Here is a 17,293-nt window from a genome sequence, read left to right as displayed (position 1 = left end):
TGGGGTGGCACAAGTTCTGTCACATAGTCGTTTCGGGTCTCAAATGAAATACCTTGCGTGTAACCTGACCGCCGGGGGCTGGTAAAGTGACCACGGATCAATAGGTCGTAATAAGTAAAGAAACGCTTAGATCGCAGGCAAATCGGCAAGTACCGGATTTCGACTTTCCCAAACGGTTCTTCCCGGTTAGCGTCCGGCGCAGTTGAATCTAGGGAAGGACCCTCTCAAATGAGCATCGCTTCAAAGCTGGAAAGCCTTGGTGTCAGGTTGGATGATGCGCCCGCGCCGGCCGCCAATTATGTACCCTTCGTGCGTATGGGCAATATCGTCTATGTTTCGGGTCAGATTTCGAAAACAGATGAGTTGATCACCGGCAAACTGGGTGATGACATGGATGTCGAAGCCGGTGCGGCGGCGGCACGGGTTTGCGCGATCAATCTGCTGGCGCAGGTCAAGGCAGCCTGTGGCGGCGACATCGAAAAGCTGGTGCGCGTGATCAAACTGACCGGTTTTGTAAATTCGACTGCGGATTTCACCCAGCAGCCGCAAGTGATCAACGGCGCATCCGATTTCCTTGTCGAGGCGCTGGGCGATGCCGGTCGTCATTCGCGCTCGGCCGTCAGTGCCGCGTCGCTGCCGTTGGGCGTCGCGGTCGAGATCGAAGGGATTTTCGAAGTCCAATGACACCCAGCTTGCCGTCAGAGTTTCTTCAACGCCCGATTGCGCATCGGGCGTTGCATGATATTTCGGACAACCGTCCTGAAAATAGTCGCGCTGCCATTCAGGCCGCGATTGATGCAGGGTATGGGATCGAGATTGATCTGCAACTGACCGCGGATGGTCAGGTGATGGTCTTTCATGACTATGACCTCAAGCGTCTGACCGGGCAGACCGGCGCGATCCAGCAGATCACCGGGGCCGAGGCCTTGGCGGTTCCTTTGCTGCATTCCGACAGCGAAGGTATCCCGTCACTGAAAGAAGTGCTGGACCTTGTCGCCGGGCAGGTGCCGTTGCTTATTGAGTTCAAAGATCAGGACGGCGCCATGGGCATCGGCATCGGCCCGTTGGAGCAAGAGGCCGTGCGCATTCTGTCGGGCTATGAAGGTCCGCTGGCTCTAATGTCGTTCAACCCGAACTCGACCGCTGAGCTTGCACGTCTGGCCCCGCATCTACCTTGCGGGATCGTAACCTGCGCTTTTAGGGCAGACGACTGGCCGTTGCCGCAAGCCGTCCGAGAACATCTGCGGGACATTCCGGATTTCGAAAGCACCAATGCCAGCTTCATCAGTCACGAGGCTGCCGACCTGTCGCGCCCCCGCGTGGCCGAGTTGAAAGCGCGCGGTGTGCCAATCCTGTGCTGGACAATCCGGTCGCCTGAACAAGAGGCAGAGGCGCGCAAGGTTGCCGACAATGTGACCTTCGAAGGGTATCTGGCCACGCATTCGGCTTGAACCTGCTCTGTGCTGTCACAGATAAAGGACTGGCGCGGAGGACATATGGATCAGGCACAGATCGAAATTCAGGTACTGGGCGCTCTGTCGCAGATTTCTGCGGCAGAGTGGGATGCCTGCGCTTGCCCCGAGATCGCCGATGGCGGCCGACCTCTTGATCCATTTACAACCCATCGGTTTTTACTGGCGCTGGAAGAAAGCGGGTCCGTTGGGCGTGGTACAGGCTGGCAGCCGCAATATCTGACTGCTTATCTTGACGGGATCCTGATCGCGGCGGCGCCGATGTACGCCAAATCTCACAGCCAGGGCGAATATATCTTCGATCATAGCTGGGCCCATGCCTATGAAAGCGCGGGCGGGCGCTATTACCCCAAGCTTCAGATCGCGGTGCCGTTCACCCCGGCAACTGGACGGCGTTTCCTGGTGCGTCCGGGGTACGAGCGGTTCGGCATGTCGGCCTTGGTGCAAGGCGCGGTGCAACTGGCGGCGGACAATCAGATATCGTCAGTTCACGCGACCTTCTGTGCCGAGGATGAGGCGCTGGCCGGGGAACAGATGGGTTTGATGCTGCGCAGTTCGCAGCAGTTTCACTGGTTGAATGATGATTATTCAGATTTCGACGCTTTCCTGGCCGCTTTGTCATCGCGCAAGCGCAAGAACATCCGCAAGGAACGGGCGCAGGCCAATGACTTTGGCGGAGACATCCGCACCCTGACCGGGGATGCACTGCGCCCTGAACATTGGGATGCGTTCTGGCGGTTCTATCAGGATACCGGCGCGCGTAAGTGGGGCTCGCCTTACCTGACGCGCCAGTTTTTTGACATTGCGCAGGAAACTATGGCGGATGACATGGCCTTGGTGCTGGCGGAACGGGATGGCTATGCCATTGCGGGGGCGCTGAACTTCATAGGCCGCGAAACGCTTTTTGGCCGGTATTGGGGTTGCAGTGAACATCATGCCTGCCTGCATTTCGAATTGTGCTACTATAGGGCGATAGACTTTGCCATTGCCCACGGTCTGGCCCGGGTTGAGGCGGGCGCACAGGGCGAACACAAGCTGGCGCGGGGGTATTTGCCAACGCGCACGCATAGCTTGCACTGGGTTGGCGATCCGGGTTTTGCCGATGCGGTCAAAAAATATCTGGACGCCGAAGGCCGCGCAGTGGGAGAAGAGATCGAAATTCTAACGGACTACGGTCCGTTCAGGAAATCGAACCCGGAGGAACAGCAATGACTGAACTTTTGTCGACCGAAACCCGTGGCCCGCTGCTGGATCCGCTGTTCAAGAACGGCTGGACCATGGTTGAAGGCCGCGATGCAATCACCAAGACCTTCATTTTCGACAATTTCGTGCACGCATTCGGTTGGATGACACAAGTGGCGATCTGGGCTGAGAAATGGAATCACCATCCCGAGTGGTTCAACGTTTACCGCACCGTCGAGGTTGTTCTGTCTACGCACGATGTGGGCGGCCTGTCGTCATTGGATGCCAAGCTGGCCCGTAAGATGGACAGCCTGTGCTAGCGATCGTTGCCTGAACCTTCTCCTCCGGCAAGGGATGCTGTAGTGCCCATCTGCCTGAACTCGGCAGGTGTCACGGTGCCGTCGCTGACGTCAATGGACCTTGGGATACCCGTGGTCTTGTTCCCGATCTGACGCACGCTCCGCGCGCTCGGGTTGATGTCCAGGCACCGATTTTCATAACAGGTCAGCCCGGACAGGTTGATTTGAATACGGGCCTGACCGTCCGGCCCCGTCACCACGGGTGCCTGCGGAACATCGCAGGCCGCAACCAGTGCCAATGCGCCCAAGCCAATCCATTTGTTCATACCAAGCTCCTGTCCGCGGCAGGTTTAATCCAGTTGGCCGTTACCATCCTGATCCGCCGTGTTGAAATCTTCATCCATCTGAGCATCATATTCCGCTCTTGAGATAAAGCTGTCCTTGTTGCGGTCAACATTCTGGAATTGCTTGATGTCCAGAAACGGTTTGGCCTCGTCCAGCCCCAAGGTGCCGTTTTTGTCTTCATCCATTGTCTGAAACGCATAATCCGAGAACGCGTTGAACTCGTCTTTGGACAGGAAGCCGTCGTTGTTTGCGTCAATGGCGTTCAGCTCTTTTTCATGCAGCTCGGCCGCAGTTTCCGCATGGACGGCCGAGGCCAGAACTGCGGTTGCGAGTATGATTATTGTCCGTGTCATGCCCAACCTCCTCAGCACGCGAATCTCTGGCCTTCGAAACCGCCAGCGGCGGCGCCTGCTGCGGTCAGGATCGTCTTGCCCGATCCGCCACCGAACTGGTTGCCGATTGCACCACCGATCAACGCGCCGCCAAGCGTGCCGCCAAGGCATGCAATCTCGTGCTGTCGTGCTGCTTGTTGCTGCGGGGTGGGCGCTGGTCCACAGGCCGCCACAAGGCCTGTGCCGACTAAGATGAGTGAAAATACCCTAAGCTTCATAAAAATCTCCCCTAGTTATGCGACGAGTATTCGCGCATTGGGGCGGTGCTTCAAGTTAATTTGAGATCAATTGGCCCCGGGCAGACCGGGGCCAGCAAAACTCAGATCACCTCCAGCAGGCCTTCACCCGCTGAGATTTCACAGGCGCCGGGGTTTTCTTCCAGATTCAGCGCTGTGACCTTACCGTCCTCGACCAGCATCGCATAACGTTTGGACCGGGCGATCAGGCCTACAGGTGGCGCGTCGAAATCCATGCCGATGGCCTTGGTGAATTCCGAGGCCGCGTCTGACACCATGGTCAATCCTGCCTCGGTCGCGCCGGTGGATTCACCCCAGGCTTGCATCACGAAAGGGTCATTGACCGACAGGCACATGATCTCGTCCACGCCCTTGTCGTCGAATTGTTTTTTCGTACGCATGAAGCTTGGCACATGTGCCGTGGTGCACGTGCCGGTATAGGCACCGGGCACAGCGAATATGACCACTTTGCGCCCTTTGGTCTTATCTGAAATCCGAACCTCTTCCGGACCGTTCGCCCCCATCTGGATCAGTGTGGCCTCAGGAAGTGCATCTCCTGTTGAAATCATTTTTCAGCTCCTGTCGTTTGGATTTGCAGAATTGTGCTTAGCCGCAATATAGGTGGTCGACAGAAAGTGACCACGAGAAATCTGCAGGGTGGGCAAAACATGAGCCATATTGTCGTGATAGGTGCCGGTCAGGCGGGCGCATCGTTGGTGGCGCGTCTGCGCAAGGATGGGTTCGAGGGGGACATCACCCTCATCGGGGCTGAACCGCATCTGCCTTATCAGCGCCCGCCTTTGTCCAAGGCGTACCTGTTGGGCGACATGGAGCAGGAGCGCCTGTTCCTACGACCCGAGAGTTTTTACGCCGAGAACAACATAACCCTGCGTTTGGGTCAGCGCGTGACGGGCATCGACCCGCAAGCCAAGACCGTGACGTTGGGGGATGAAGTCATTTCCTACGACGAACTGGCCTTGACCACCGGCTCTAATCCACGCCGTCTGCCAGTCGCGATAGGCGGTGATCTGGACGGCGTCCATGTGGTGCGCGACCTGGCACATATTGACGATATGGAGCCTAAGGTAACAGAAGGTGCCCGCGCGCTGATCGTGGGGGGGGGCTATATCGGGCTTGAGGCCGCTGCCGTCTGCGCCAAGCGCGGGGTCAATGTCACTCTGGTCGAGATGGCAGATCGCATCCTCCAACGGGTCGCCGCACCCGAGACCAGCGATTATTTTCGCGCGTTGCACAGCGATTACGGCGCTGACATTCGCGAAGGTGTTGGGCTGGATCGGCTGCTTGGCGAAAACGGCAAGGTCACTGGAGCCGTTTTGACCGACGGCACCGAGCTGGCGGTTGATTTCGTCGTGGTTGGCGTGGGTATCGCACCCGCAACCCAATTGGCTGAGATGGCGGGGCTTGAGCTGGACAACGGTATCAAGACCGACGCCCATGGCCGCACATCGGACCCCTCGATCTGGGCGGCAGGCGATTGTGCTTCGTTCCCGCATGGCGAAGGCCGGATCCGGCTTGAAAGCGTGCCCAACGCCATCGATCAGGCAGAGATCGTGGCGCAGAACATGCTGGGCGCGGACCGGCATTATGTGGCGACACCATGGTTCTGGTCAGACCAGTATGATGTCAAATTGCAAATTGCCGGGTTGAACACCGGATATGACCGCGTAGTGACCCGCAAAGGCGAAGGGCAAACCGTGTCCTTCTGGTATTACAAGGGCGACCAGTTGATAGCGGTGGACGCAATGAACGATCCACGCGCCTATATGGTCGGCAAACGTCTGATTGATGCAGGCAAGACGGCCGACCCGGCCATCGTGGCCGACCCGGAAGCGGATCTGAAGCCGCTGCTCAAGGCGTGAGGATCATCGCCGGAGAGTTTCGGGGCCGCGCCTTGGCTTCGGTCGGCAAAGGGGATGCGGGCGCACATCTGCGCCCCACCACCGACCGCGTTCGCGAAAGCCTGTTCAACGTACTGACCCATCAGATCGATTTTGACGGTCTGCGTGTGCTGGACCTGTTCGCAGGCACCGGGGCGCTGGGGCTTGAGGCTCTGTCGCGCGGCGCAGCGCATGTGACTTTCGTTGATGACGGTCGTGTCGCGCAGGGGCTGATCCGGAAGAATATCGACCTCACTGGCAGCACAGGCCAGACGACATTGATCCGCCGCGACGCGACCCGGCTGGGCGACAATTCCGGCGCGGCGTATGATCTGATCTTCCTTGACCCGCCCTATGGCAAAGCTTTGGGCCAGAAGGCGCTGGCTGCTGCCCTGCAAGGCCATTGGCTGGCCGATGACGCGTTGATCGTATGGGAGGAAAACAGCCCAATGACCGCGCCCGAAGGGTTCGTCCTGCATGACTCACGCGGCTATGGAGATACGTATATCTCATTGATGTGGCATCAGGTTTCAGACTGAAACACACCGGGCGGGTTGATGCCGACGGTTGGATTGCGCCCGCATTACGCCAAGGTGTAGGGCTCACCTGAGACTGGCAGAGGTTCCCATGCACGATCTGGTGATTTTCGATTGCGACGGCGTTCTGGTCGACAGCGAGGTTCTGTCCAATCAGGCATTGGTCGATAACCTCGCGGGCTATGGCCTGCATCTGACGTTGCCGGAGTGCATGTCCCTGTTTGTCGGGCTGACAACGGTGAAGTGCAAGGAAAAGGCCGCCGAGTTGGGGGCGAACCTGCCAGCCGACTGGATTGCCGAACTGGACGCAGAGACGGACGCGTTGTTGCAAAAAGGCGTTCCCCTGGTTGATGGCATCCCTGATCTTCTGTCGCTGCTCGATCGCAGGAGCCTGCCCTTTTGCGTGGCTTCGAATGGGACATTGTCCAAGATGAAGGTCACCTTGGGTCAGAACGGGCTTTGGGACCGTTTCAAAGACGTTATGTTCTCAGTTGAGACAATCGGAGTGGGCAAGCCTGATCCGACCTTGTTTCTGACTGCAGCCCGACAGTTGGGTGCTGCGTCTCCGATCGTGATCGAAGACAGCCCAAGCGGTGTGACGGCGGCCATCCGCGCGAATATGCGCTGCTTGGGGTATGCGCCCCATGGCGGGGGCGAGCGGTTGAGGAAACTCGGGGCCGAGGTCTTTACACAGATGTCTCAAGTGCCCAAGCTTTTGGGACTCTGAGCGACAATCATGCTACGTTTGGCACATGGACCGCGCCATCATACCTCCGCTCTGGGCCTTCTCGCAGGACACTTACAGCACGACAGGGCCGCCGCCTAAACCGATGCGTGCACCGGTTTTCATCCACGACGCAGTTACCCCGTGGGGATCAGAGACGTTGTTGCTGAAACTCCTGCGTGAACAGGTTGCCGATCAGGAGGAATAGGTCGGGTGGAACTTGCCGCCCGGCGAGATCGTAAAGATCTCGACCCCGTCCGCCGTGACACCCACCGAATGCTCGAATTGCGCCGATAGCGACTTGTCGCGGGTCACGGCGGTCCAGTCATCGGCCAGCGTCTTGGTTTCCGGACGACCCAGATTCACCATTGGTTCGATGGTAAAGAACATACCCTCTTCCAGAACCGCGCCAGTGCCCGGACGGCCATAGTGCAGCACGTTCGGCGGAGCGTGGAACACGCGGCCCAGCCCGTGGCCACAGAAATCACGCACAACGCTCATCCGGTGCGCTTCGACAAAAGCCTGAATGGCGTGGCCGATGTCTCCGAATGTGTTGCCGGGCTTGACCATCTCGATGCCCTTGAACAGCGCGTCATGGGTCACCTGGATCAACCGTTCCGCCTTGCGCGGCAGTTTGCCTGCCACATACATGCGCGATGTATCGCCGAACCAGCCATCGACGATGACGGTCACGTCGATATTCAGAATATCGCCATCCTTCAGCTTTTTCTCACCGGGAATGCCATGGCAGACCACGTGGTTCACACTGATACAGCTGGCGTGCTGATAGCCCTTGTAGCCAATGGTGGCCGAGGTTGCGCCTGCGTCTTCGACCATCTGTGTGATCAGCCCGTCAATCGCGCCGGTGGTCTGGCCGGGAAAGATATGCCCGGCGATATCATCCAGAATCCGCGCCGCCAATGCGCCCGCCGCGTGCATCCCGGCGAAGTCACTTTGTTCATAGATGCGAATGCCGTCTTTCGTCAGGCGGCCACGATGCTCTTTCATCGACGCTAAGCTCCATATGTTGCGCGCAGCATTCCTTTTACGCTGCTTGTGCAGAAAGTTCCAGAGGGTGCGGGGTCGCGGGGCGATTCAACGAAAGAAAATGGCGTTTGGAGGGCTAAGTTCAAGGGCTGTACAACCTTAGCCTCAAACGAGGTTTGCCCTGCGGAATCCCTGCTCAGTCGGCCAGTCGTGCATCAGCCACGCAAATACCCCCCGGCGAAATGCGCGTCCCGTAAATCAACCGTTCAACTCCCTGAGCTTGCGCGGTGTCAAACGCCGACGCATAAGCCGGATCAATATCCTCAGCCAGAGCAAACCGGTCACAATCCGTCCGTTGCACCAGATACAGCATGATCGCCCGGTGTCCTTGCGCGGCCATCGTCGCCAGTTCTCCCAAATGCTTGGTACCACGGGCCGTGACGCTGTCGGGAAACTCGGCGAGGCCGGGTTGGCGGGACAGGGTAACACTTTTGACCTCGACATAGGCGTCCGGTAGGCCCGGCCCGGTCAGCAGGAAATCGATGCGGCTGTTTTCGCCGTATTTCACCTCGGGCCGGACGATGTCATAGGCGGCAAGTTCGGGCATTTCGCCCGCCTCTAGGGCGGCCCGCAAAGCCCGGTTCGGAACCGAGGTATCGACCCCCGTGAAATGCCCATTCTCGTGATCAACCAGCCGCCAGCCGTATTTCAGCTTTTTCTTGGGATCGTCATTGGGCTCCAGCCAGATTTTCTCGCCCGGTTCGGCCAGCCCCATCATCGAGCCGGGATTGGCGCAATGGGCCGTAACCTCTCGCCCATCTTCAAGCGTGCAATCGGCCAGAAAGCGTTTGTAGCGACGGATCAGGCGGGCGGGGACAAGAGGGGTTTCAAAACGCATGGTTCAGGGCCTATACCTGCCCCTGAGAACGATCAAGAGGGGAGAGCGCCATGGCCAATCCAACCGCAGCAATGTTGGTGATCGGGGATGAAATCCTCTCGGGCCGCACCCGTGATGCCAACATGCACTTTCTGGCGCAGGAACTAACCAAGCACGGCATTGACCTGAAAGAAGTGCGCATTGTCAGCGATGACGCCCCCGCTATCGAAGCGGCGGCCAAAGCGCTATCTGACGCCCATGACACCGTCTTTACCAGCGGCGGCATCGGCCCGACCCATGACGATATCACCGCCGACTGCATCGCACGTGCATTTGACACGCCAATAGACATACGGGATGACGCGCGGGCGCTGCTGCAAGCCCATTACGACAAATCCGGGTTGGAGCTGAACGCCGCCCGTCTGCGCATGGCCCGCATCCCGGATGGCGCGGCGCTGATCGACAACCCGGTCTCAACGGCACCGGGCTTTGTCCTTGCGAATGTGTATGTGATGGCAGGTGTGCCTTCGGTCTTTCAGGCGATGGTGGCCAGCGTTTTGCCAACACTGACCGGCGGCAGCCCCTTGCTGTCACAAACTCTGCGCGTGGATCGGGGCGAGGGCGATATTGCGGCAAACCTGTCCGTTTTAGCCGAAGAGTTCAACGACTTGTCCATCGGCTGTTATCCGTTCCAGATTAACGGGGTCTTTGGCGCCAATGTTGTGATACGCGGCACTGATGGTGGACAGATTGATGCCGCGATGACCCGTCTTGCGAAAGAGTTGGAGCTTTGAGTCCCAACTGGGCGGATATAGTCGACGGCACATGGCCTGCCGCACGTTATCAGGCGCTTGGCCCATTTCAGTTGCGCGAAGGGCAGGGCGGCGGGTCACGCGTGTCTGCCGCCAATGCGCTGGGCCCCGCTACCGAAGCGGATATTGACGCTGCTGAGGCGGCAATGCTTGCCATGGGGCAGAAACGCATTTTCTGCCTGCGCCCCGGGGACGAGGCGCTGGATGTTCAGTTGGCGCGTCGTGGTTATAGTATTCTGGATCCGGTCAACATTTATGCTTGCCCGGTCGCTCGGCTGACAGATCAACCGATCCCTTCGATCATGGTGTTTGCGGTCTGGGAACCACTTGAGATCATTCGAGAAATCTGGTCTTCTGCCGGGGTCGGGCCAAAACGGCAGGCGGTGATGGCGCGCGCAAAGGGCCCCAAAACCAGTCTGTTGCTGCGCCACAACGATAAACCCAGCGGTGTGGCCTTTGTCGCGATGCATGGGAATGTTGCGATGGTCCACGCGCTTGAAATTCTGCCCGATCATCGCCGCCAAGGGCTGGGCAACTGGACCATGCGCGCGGCAGCAATCTGGGCGCGAGATCATGGCGCGCAGAGCCTCAGCGTGATCTGCACCAAAGCCAACAAAGGTGCCAACGGTCTTTATCGCACGCTCGGGATGGAGCTTGCGGGCGAATACCATTACCGTCACCTTGAGTGAACTGAAGAGGCCGCCGTGACACAGAAAGACAAGCCCACCGCGCTGAACCTGCCCATGGTCGATCCCTTGCCGCCGGAAACGCAGAAGTACTTTGAGATATGTGTTGAAAAGCTGGGCATGGTGCCGAACGTGTTGAAGGCCAACGCGTTTGATATCGACAAGCTGAACGCCTTCACGGCGATGTATAACGACCTGATGCTGGCCGACAGCGGCTTGTCCAAGCTGGAACGAGAGATGATCGCCGTGGTGGTGTCGTCGATTAACAAGTGCTTTTACTGCCTGGTCGCGCATGGCGCAGCGGTACGTCAGCTCTCGGGCGATCCGCAATTGGGCGAGATGCTGGTGATGAACTATCGCGTCGCGCCGCTGGACTCTCGTCAACGTGCGATGTTGGACTTCGCTGCAAAGATGACCACTTCCAGCGCCGAGATAGAAGAACCTGACCGCCAGAAGCTGCGCGATGCCGGGTTCACCGACCGGGACATCTGGGACATTGCCAATGTCACCGGGTTTTTCAACATGTCCAACCGGGTGGCCAGCGCGACCGCAATGGTGCCCAACGAAGAATATCACGCACAGTTTCGATGATCCGCGCCGCAGCCCTTGTTTCAATGCTTCTGGCAAGTCCGGTTCTGGCGCAGGATCTGACCCTGCCAGCAAGTGCACGCCAGGTCAGCGACCGGACGTCGCCGCTGGACAGTTATGACCTGCCAACAGGGGTTTATGCCAATGGCGTTGTACCTGCTGATACGTATGAGGGTCGGGTCGAACGGTTCACATGGCGGCTTCAGGCAGGGTCCAGTACGACCCTGCAACTTTTGGCCCCGTTGCGCGATCAGGTCGAGGCGCAGGGATACAAGATTCTGTTCGAATGCGAGGCGCGAACTTGCGGCGGCTTCGACTTCAGATTTGGCACCGAAGTCGTGCCGACACCCGACATGTATGTCGCCATTCAGGATTACCGTTTTCTGTCCGCCACCAAGGGACCTGTTGCGCTCAGCCTGCTTGTCAGCCGCAACCCGCCGGATGGCTATGTCCAGTTGATCCGCGTGTCGCCGCAGGATGTGCCTGACCCGGATCCGGTGGTGATCGAACAGGCCGTCGAAGGCTCGGGCGGATTACTCGAGGCCCTGACAAGCGCAGGGCATGTGATCTTGGATGATTTGCATTTTCCAACCGGCGAGGTGGCGTTGGGTGAGGGGCCGTTTGGCTCGCTGACCCTGCTGGCCGGGTATCTGGCCGACAACCCGGACACGCGGTTGGCTTTGGTGGGGCATACTGACGACACCGGTGCGTTGCAGGCCAATATCTCGGTCAGCAAAAGCCGGGCCGAGGCCGTACGTACCCGATTGATCGAAGCCCATGGTGTGGCCCCCGACCGGATCGAGGCGCAGGGCGTGGGCTATCTGTCTCCGATCACGTCGAATGCAACACCCGAGGGGCGCGACCTGAACCGCCGGGTCGAGGCGGTGTTGCTGGTCAACTGAGCAGGTGCAGCCATGCCTGAAGGCAAAAAAAGACCCGCACTTTTAGATGCGGGTCAGAGGTTGGTCTTCTGGGAGAATTACCAGTCCATCGGGCCTTTCTCGTGGTAGGAATCGACGAGGAAGTCGATGAAGGCCCGAACTTTGGGTTGTGTGAAGCGGCCGGGTGGGTAGACGGCATAGATGCCCTGAACTTCATCCGGCAGTGATGGCATGGCGTCGACCACCTGCCCTGATTTCAGCGCTTCGGCATACAGGTAGCTGGGTAGGTACGCGATCCCCAGCCCCGAGATGGCCGCGTTCAACAGCGATTGCCCGTCATTCACGCTTAGCCAGCCTGCAGTGCGCACCTGACGCTTTTCACCCGAGGGTGCGGTCAGTTTCCAGACGTTGCCCGAGGACTGGCTGGAATAGTGCAGCAGCTTGTGTTCGTTCAGATCATCGATCTTCTGCGGACGCCCGAATCGTTCAATGTAGCTGGGCGCAACAACCATTCGTTTCACGGTTTCGGTTAGTTTCCGTGCGCGCAGCGTGCTGTCTTCCAACTCGCCGATGCGTACGGCTACGTCAAATCCTTCGGAAATCAGCTCTACGTAACGGTTGTTCAACACCATGTTCACGGTGATGTCGGGATAGGCAGACAGGAACTTGGACAGAACGGGAGACAGGTGATTTACACCAAAATCGGTGGCGACGCTGATCCGTAGCAGGCCCGATGGGGCCGATTGCATCGACGTGACCAGCGAATCTGCCTCGCCTGCGTCATTCAGAACGCGTCGCGCGCGGTCATAATAAGCCAGGCCAATTTCCGTTGGTGACACCCGGCGCGTGGTGCGGTTCAGCAACCGGGCCCCCAGACGCGCTTCGAGGCTCGAGACATGTTTGGACACAGCAGATTTGGAGATGCCCATCTTCTTGGCCGCATCGGTGAAACCACCCTGGTCCACCACATTGGCAAAGGCTTCCATTTCGGTCAATCGGTCCATACTCGTTCCCCAGATCTTGATTTCCTCCCTGACTATGGCGCTGAATCTGGGCGGAAACGGGGCATACATGGGATAATATCAGGGATTTGAATCGGATCGTTTGCGTATGGGAAACTTAGAAACAGTGGTTTCCATAATCGCCGCAGACCCTGTGATGCTGTGTTTTCGGGGCAATCGCGCTAAGCTGTTAACTTGAGAATGGCATTTCTGTGACAACGGAGGAGATCATGAAGACCTTTTTCGCCATTGCTTCCCTTTGCCTCTTTGCGGGCTTTGCGCAAGCCGGGGGTGAAACGCCTTCGAACCCCGATGCAAAGGTTTATTTCGTCAATTTGTCAGACGGTGACACGGTGCAATCACCGGTCACCGTTGTCTTTGGTCTCAGCGGCATGGGCGTTGCGCCAGCTGGGACCGAGAAGGAAAACACCGGTCACCATCATTTGCTGATCGACCGTCCCCCAATTGGCGAAGGCGAGGACGGCGCGGATGAACTGGCCTTTGGCCTGCCCGCCGACGACAATCACCTTCATTTCGGCGGCGGCCAGACCGAGGTAACGCTGGACTTGCCCCCCGGTCAGCACACATTGCAACTGGTGCTGGGCGACGCCGGGCATGTGCCACACGCCACTCCGATCGTATCCGAGGTGATTACGATTTCCGTGGAGTAAGGTTTTTCGGACGAGGGGGTGACCTCTAAAACACAGCCCGCGCCGCTAAAATCCACAGTGGCAGAGTCACTGCGCTCAGAAGTGTTGATTGCGCGATTAGCGTGGCGACCAGCTTTCTGTCAGCCCCGAACCCAGACGCCAGTACGTGGGCGGCGGAGGCCGTCGGCAAGGCCGCAAAAAGGATCAAAACAGGCGCCAGCCCGTTTGCCCCTTCAGTAAGCAGGCATACAAGAAACGTGGCCCCGGGAACCAGTACCAACTGTGTCAGGCAAACATATCCGCTGAATCGATCCATCTTTGCCAGCGCGGTCCAATTCATGGTTGCACCGATTGAAATAAGCGCAATCGGAATTGCCGCTGCCGCGACCATTTCAAGAGGGGCCAAAATAGGTGCGGGAATGGTTATGCCGGAAAGGCCGACTGCCACGCCCAGGACACTGGCCAGCAAAAAGGGGTTCAGTGCCACTCTGGACAGAGTTTGCAAGAGGCTCAGGCTGCCACCCTTTGACAGCACCAAAACCGCCAACATGTTCGCGACTGGCACCGCCATCCCGATGGCCACAGCCATCTGACCGATCGTATCCGGTCCCAGTGTTTGTGATGCGACCAATGCGATTGCCGAGTTAAAGCGCCACACCGTTTGCCAACCGCCCGCAAAATCCAGAAACCGGTCCGGCCCGATTGGTCTTGCCGCCCAGCCCAATAGCATAGCAAAGATCAAAATAGCCCATACAGCTGGTCCGATCTGTAAAACATCGGCCACAGCAATGGGTCGTTTGCAGGCCGCGACAAACAGCAACGCGGGGAACAAAATTTCAAAGTTCAGTTTGTCGAGGCCCTGCCAAGCCTTCTCGGACAACCGTGCCCGGATAACTCCGCCAAGCGCGACCATCAGGAAACTCGGGGCAAGCCCCGACAATATGGTGGCAAAGATCATGGCAGGCTGTTCCTACATTCAGCGATGCCACTCTAGTTGGCCAGCCATCACTGACAAGACAGTTACCGACAAGCCAGTGTCGGAACTGACAGTTGCTAAAACTCTGCCGCCAGACGCGTCCCTTGATTGATCGCGCGTTTGGCGTCCAGTTCCGCAGCCACATCCGCGCCGCCAATTACATGCGGGGTGAGTCCGCGCTTAATCAAAGCGTCTGCCAGCGACCGGTCCGAGACCTGACCGGCACACAGCACAATGCTGTCCGCCGTTATCACGGTTGGGTCGGCACGGTCTTCGCCAAAGCTGACGTGCAGGCCGCCCTCGTCGATGCGCTCGTAGTTCACGCCGCCCACGAAACTGACATTCTTCATTTTCAGCGCTGCACGGTGAATCCAACCCGTGGTTTTGCCCAAGCCCTTACCGTGTGCCTGTTTCTTGCGTTGTAGCAAAGTGACCTCACGCGCGGGTGCGCTGGGTTGTGGTCCTTCAGGGGCAAGGCCCGAGCGGTGCTCGGCCGGGTCTGTCACGCCCCACTCTTTCATCCAAAGCGGCAAGTCGGTTGTTGCGCTGTGGCCATCTTCCAAAAGGAACTCGGACACGTCAAATCCGATGCCACCGGCCCCGATTACAGCAACGGATTTGCCGATCTCGGCCTTACCACGCAGCACGTCGATGTAACTTAGCACGTTATCCCGATCCTGCCCGGGGATCTCTGGATCGCGCGGGGTGACGCCGGTTGCAATGACCACCTCGTCAAAGCCGATCAGGTCGTCGGCACTGACCTCACGGTTCAACTCCACGTTAACGTCCAGTTCATCCATCATGGTGCGGTACCAGTCGACCAGCCCCCAGAATTCCTCTTTCCCTGGAACTTGCTTTGCCATGTTCAACTGCCCGCCGATCTCGGATGCGCGTTCGAATAGGGCGACGTCGTGGCCGCGCTGGGCGGCGGTCATGGCGGTGGACAGACCGGCGGGGCCCGCACCGACAACGGCAACTTTTTTGCGCGTCGTGGCGGGCTCAATCACCAGTTCAGTCTCATGACAAGCGCGCGGGTTGACCAGACACGAGGTCAGTTTGCCGCTGAATGTATGATCCAGGCAGGCTTGATTGCAGGCGATACAGGGTGCGATCTGCGCAGACTGGCCTGCGACGGCTTTGTTGACAAAATCTGCATCGGCCAGCATCGGGCGGGCCATCGACACCATATCGGCACAGCCTGTGGCCAAAACCTCTTCCGCAACCTCTGGCGTGTTGATCCGGTTCGAGGTGATCACAGGTATCGACACCTTGCCCATCAGTTTTTTCGTCACCCAGGCAAAGGCTGCACGCGGGACGCTGGTGGCAATGGTTGGAATCCGCGCCTCGTGCCAGCCTATGCCGGTGTTGATGATCGTGGCACCGGCCTTTTCAACCTCTTGAGCCAGTTGCACCACCTCTTCATGGGTCGAGCCATTAGGTACCAGATCGATCATCGACAGGCGGTAGATGATGATGAAATCGCTGCCAACGGCCTCACGCGTGCGGCGCACGACCTCAATCGGCAGGCGCATCCTGTTCTCGTAGGACCCGCCCCAGCGGTCGATGCGCTTGTTGGTATGGGTCACAAGGAACTGGTTCAGGAAATACCCTTCAGACCCCATGATCTCGACCCCATCATAACCTGCCTTTTGCGCCAGAACGGCAGCGTTTACGATGTCGCTGATCTGTTTCTCAATACCCTCTTCATCCAGTTCATTCGGGGGAAAGGGCGAGATCGGGGATTTTACCGGGCTGGGGGCCACGCATTTCGGACCATAGGCATAGCGGCCCGCGTGCAGGATCTGCATCGCGATCTTGCCGCCTGCTTCGTGCACCCGCTGGGTCACTATGGAATGGTTCGCTACCTCTTTGTCATTGGTCATCATCGACGCGCCAGGCAGAACCGAGCCTTCGAGGTTGGGACCAATCCCACCCGTTACCATCAATGCCACACCGCCGCGGGCCCGATCAGCATAGAATTCAGCAACCCGGTTCCAATCACCGGTTTCCTCAAGCCCCGTATGCATCGAGCCCATCAGCACGCGGTTCTTCAAGGTGGTAAAGCCCAGATCCAGCGGGGCCAGCATGTTTGGGTACGCGGTCATGACGAAACTCTCCCTCCCGAATGTGCGAATTAGATTGACCTTCGCGTCAACTTTGTCACGCGAAACCCCACGTCACCCTCTTTGCTGTTGCGGCTGCGGTTGCTAGAGGTGGGCGGAACAACCCGATGAGGCCCAACATGACCCCCGAAGACATCGCCAAGCTGCCCTATCGCCCTTGCGTGGGGTTGATGCTGATAAACGCGGACGGCAGGATTTTTGTGGGCCAGCGCAACGACCGCCACAAGGACGCGTGGCAGATGCCTCAGGGTGGTGTGGACAAGGGCGAAAGCCCGCGCGACGCGGCCTTGCGCGAGTTGTGGGAAGAAACCGGGGTGACCTCTGATCTGGTGGAGGTCGTGGCCGAAACAGATGGCTGGCTGCCCTATGACCTGCCGCACGACATCGTGCCCAAGATCTGGAAAGGTCGCTATCGCGGGCAAGAGCAGAAATGGTTCCTGCTGCGCTTTGTCGGAACAGATGACCAGATCAATATCGCAACCGACCACCCCGAGTTCTCACACTGGAAATGGCAGGCGCCTGATCGGTTGATCGAAGAGATCGTGCCGTTCAAACGGGACGTGTATGAGCAAGTGCTGACGGCTTTTGAAGGTCACCTTGGCTCGTACACATGACGCATGGGAAAGTT

Annotated in this window: 23 protein-coding genes; 14 read left to right on the top strand and 9 right to left on the bottom strand. The window is 58.5% G+C overall.

From position 1 onward, the window contains the following. Window positions 1-228: 228 nt before the first annotated feature. From AC2FJZ_RS12565 to AC2FJZ_RS12550, 4 genes are read left to right on the top strand one after another with little or no spacing between them, the layout of a single operon-like run. Window positions 229-684 (top strand): RidA family protein, encoded by a 456-nt coding sequence (locus tag AC2FJZ_RS12565; RefSeq protein WP_496670498.1) that lies wholly within the window; start codon window positions 229-231, stop codon window positions 682-684. Next, a complete protein-coding gene (locus AC2FJZ_RS12560) occupies window positions 681-1,451 on the top strand; it encodes a glycerophosphodiester phosphodiesterase family protein (protein WP_496777904.1) in 771 nt (256 codons plus the stop codon). Before AC2FJZ_RS12565 ends, AC2FJZ_RS12560 begins: the two co-directional genes overlap by 4 nt. Window positions 1,452-1,496: 45 nt before the next feature. Further along, a complete protein-coding gene (locus AC2FJZ_RS12555; RefSeq protein ID WP_496777903.1) occupies window positions 1,497-2,684 on the top strand; it encodes a GNAT family N-acetyltransferase in 1,188 nt (395 codons plus the stop codon). After that, on the top strand, window positions 2,681-2,974 hold the full coding sequence (locus tag AC2FJZ_RS12550; protein WP_209505128.1) for a 4a-hydroxytetrahydrobiopterin dehydratase: 294 nt from the start codon (window positions 2,681-2,683) through the stop codon (window positions 2,972-2,974). Before AC2FJZ_RS12555 ends, AC2FJZ_RS12550 begins: the two co-directional genes overlap by 4 nt. Here the strand turns inward: AC2FJZ_RS12550 and AC2FJZ_RS12545 are convergent. From AC2FJZ_RS12545 to AC2FJZ_RS12530, 4 genes are all read right to left on the bottom strand, one after another. Then, complete coding sequence (locus tag AC2FJZ_RS12545) at window positions 2,971-3,279, bottom strand: hypothetical protein (RefSeq protein WP_050605114.1); 309 nt, start codon at window positions 3,277-3,279, stop codon at window positions 2,971-2,973. The genes AC2FJZ_RS12550 and AC2FJZ_RS12545 overlap by 4 nt on opposite strands. Window positions 3,280-3,303: 24 nt before the next feature. Beyond that, window positions 3,304-3,651: an EF-hand domain-containing protein gene (locus tag AC2FJZ_RS12540; RefSeq protein WP_496777901.1), complete on the bottom strand. Its 348-nt coding sequence runs from the start codon at window positions 3,649-3,651 to the stop codon at window positions 3,304-3,306. An 11-nt stretch (window positions 3,652-3,662) separates the two neighbouring features. Further along, on the bottom strand, window positions 3,663-3,908 hold the full coding sequence (locus tag AC2FJZ_RS12535; RefSeq protein ID WP_083445331.1) for a glycine zipper 2TM domain-containing protein: 246 nt from the start codon (window positions 3,906-3,908) through the stop codon (window positions 3,663-3,665). Window positions 3,909-4,009: 101 nt separating this feature from the next. Beyond that, window positions 4,010-4,495 carry a peroxiredoxin gene (locus AC2FJZ_RS12530; RefSeq protein WP_050605111.1) on the bottom strand — a complete coding sequence of 162 codons (486 nt, stop codon included), beginning with the start codon at window positions 4,493-4,495 and terminating at the stop codon, window positions 4,010-4,012. Between the two features lie 99 nt (window positions 4,496-4,594). Between AC2FJZ_RS12530 and AC2FJZ_RS12525 the strand changes: the two genes are divergently transcribed. The 4 genes from AC2FJZ_RS12525 (at window position 4,595) to AC2FJZ_RS12510 (ending at window position 7,292) form a co-directional block, all read left to right on the top strand. Beyond that, window positions 4,595-5,806 (top strand): NAD(P)/FAD-dependent oxidoreductase, encoded by a 1,212-nt coding sequence (locus AC2FJZ_RS12525; RefSeq protein ID WP_496777900.1) that lies wholly within the window; start codon window positions 4,595-4,597, stop codon window positions 5,804-5,806. Further along, on the top strand, window positions 5,803-6,363 hold the full coding sequence (rsmD, locus tag AC2FJZ_RS12520) for a 16S rRNA (guanine(966)-N(2))-methyltransferase RsmD (RefSeq protein ID WP_496777899.1): 561 nt from the start codon (window positions 5,803-5,805) through the stop codon (window positions 6,361-6,363). The genes AC2FJZ_RS12525 and rsmD overlap by 4 nt, the downstream gene beginning before the upstream one ends. 88 nt (window positions 6,364-6,451) lie before the next feature. Beyond that, on the top strand, window positions 6,452-7,087 hold the full coding sequence (locus AC2FJZ_RS12515; RefSeq protein WP_496777897.1) for an HAD family hydrolase: 636 nt from the start codon (window positions 6,452-6,454) through the stop codon (window positions 7,085-7,087). 25 nt (window positions 7,088-7,112) lie between these two features. Then, a complete protein-coding gene (locus AC2FJZ_RS12510) occupies window positions 7,113-7,292 on the top strand; it encodes a hypothetical protein (RefSeq protein ID WP_496670530.1) in 180 nt (59 codons plus the stop codon). On the opposite strand, the gene map is transcribed toward AC2FJZ_RS12510, so the two are convergent. Both map and sfsA read right to left on the bottom strand, forming a co-directional pair. Continuing rightward, window positions 7,280-8,092 carry a type I methionyl aminopeptidase gene (map, locus tag AC2FJZ_RS12505; protein WP_050605106.1) on the bottom strand — a complete coding sequence of 271 codons (813 nt, stop codon included), beginning with the start codon at window positions 8,090-8,092 and terminating at the stop codon, window positions 7,280-7,282. The genes AC2FJZ_RS12510 and map overlap by 13 nt on opposite strands. A gap of 175 nt (window positions 8,093-8,267) precedes the next feature. Then, on the bottom strand, window positions 8,268-8,969 hold the full coding sequence (gene sfsA / locus AC2FJZ_RS12500; RefSeq protein ID WP_496777896.1) for a DNA/RNA nuclease SfsA: 702 nt from the start codon (window positions 8,967-8,969) through the stop codon (window positions 8,268-8,270). 50 nt (window positions 8,970-9,019) lie between these two features. Between sfsA and AC2FJZ_RS12495 the strand changes: the two genes are divergently transcribed. From AC2FJZ_RS12495 to AC2FJZ_RS12480, 4 genes are read left to right on the top strand one after another with little or no spacing between them, the layout of a single operon-like run. Further along, window positions 9,020-9,742, top strand: coding sequence for a competence/damage-inducible protein A (locus AC2FJZ_RS12495; protein WP_496777894.1), 723 nt, complete (start codon window positions 9,020-9,022; stop codon window positions 9,740-9,742). Then, window positions 9,739-10,449, top strand: a complete 711-nt coding sequence (locus tag AC2FJZ_RS12490) for a GNAT family N-acetyltransferase (RefSeq protein WP_496777893.1) — start codon at window positions 9,739-9,741, stop codon at window positions 10,447-10,449. The genes AC2FJZ_RS12495 and AC2FJZ_RS12490 overlap by 4 nt, the downstream gene beginning before the upstream one ends. Before the next feature lie 15 nt (window positions 10,450-10,464). Next, window positions 10,465-11,037 carry a peroxidase-related enzyme gene (locus AC2FJZ_RS12485; RefSeq protein ID WP_496777892.1) on the top strand — a complete coding sequence of 191 codons (573 nt, stop codon included), beginning with the start codon at window positions 10,465-10,467 and terminating at the stop codon, window positions 11,035-11,037. After that, on the top strand, window positions 11,034-11,936 hold the full coding sequence (locus tag AC2FJZ_RS12480; protein ID WP_496777890.1) for an OmpA family protein: 903 nt from the start codon (window positions 11,034-11,036) through the stop codon (window positions 11,934-11,936). The genes AC2FJZ_RS12485 and AC2FJZ_RS12480 overlap by 4 nt, the downstream gene beginning before the upstream one ends. A gap of 77 nt (window positions 11,937-12,013) precedes the next feature. On the opposite strand, the gene AC2FJZ_RS12475 is transcribed toward AC2FJZ_RS12480, so the two are convergent. Beyond that, window positions 12,014-12,919 (bottom strand): LysR family transcriptional regulator, encoded by a 906-nt coding sequence (locus tag AC2FJZ_RS12475; RefSeq protein ID WP_050605100.1) that lies wholly within the window; start codon window positions 12,917-12,919, stop codon window positions 12,014-12,016. A 227-nt stretch (window positions 12,920-13,146) separates the two neighbouring features. On the opposite strand from AC2FJZ_RS12475, the gene AC2FJZ_RS12470 reads away from it, so the two are divergent. Continuing rightward, entirely contained in the window at window positions 13,147-13,587 is a 441-nt protein-coding gene (locus tag AC2FJZ_RS12470) for a DUF4399 domain-containing protein (RefSeq protein WP_496777888.1), read from the top strand. 25 nt (window positions 13,588-13,612) lie between these two features. Here the strand turns inward: AC2FJZ_RS12470 and AC2FJZ_RS12465 are convergent, their stop codons facing one another. Then, on the bottom strand, window positions 13,613-14,524 hold the full coding sequence (locus AC2FJZ_RS12465; protein ID WP_496777886.1) for an AEC family transporter: 912 nt from the start codon (window positions 14,522-14,524) through the stop codon (window positions 13,613-13,615). A 95-nt stretch (window positions 14,525-14,619) separates the two neighbouring features. Next, window positions 14,620-16,647, bottom strand: coding sequence for a 2,4-dienoyl-CoA reductase FMN-binding domain-containing protein (locus AC2FJZ_RS12460; protein WP_496777884.1), 2,028 nt, complete (start codon window positions 16,645-16,647; stop codon window positions 14,620-14,622). A gap of 137 nt (window positions 16,648-16,784) precedes the next feature. Here AC2FJZ_RS12460 and AC2FJZ_RS12455 point away from each other — a divergent pair, with 137 nt between their 5' ends. Then, window positions 16,785-17,279 carry an RNA pyrophosphohydrolase gene (locus AC2FJZ_RS12455; protein ID WP_496777882.1) on the top strand — a complete coding sequence of 165 codons (495 nt, stop codon included), beginning with the start codon at window positions 16,785-16,787 and terminating at the stop codon, window positions 17,277-17,279. The last annotated feature ends 14 nt before the right edge of the window (window positions 17,280-17,293 follow it).

The organism is Ruegeria sp. CDSA079, assembly GCF_059612245.1.
The sequence above is the reverse complement of the archived record's forward strand: the minus strand, read 5'-3'. Positions and strand labels throughout refer to the sequence as shown.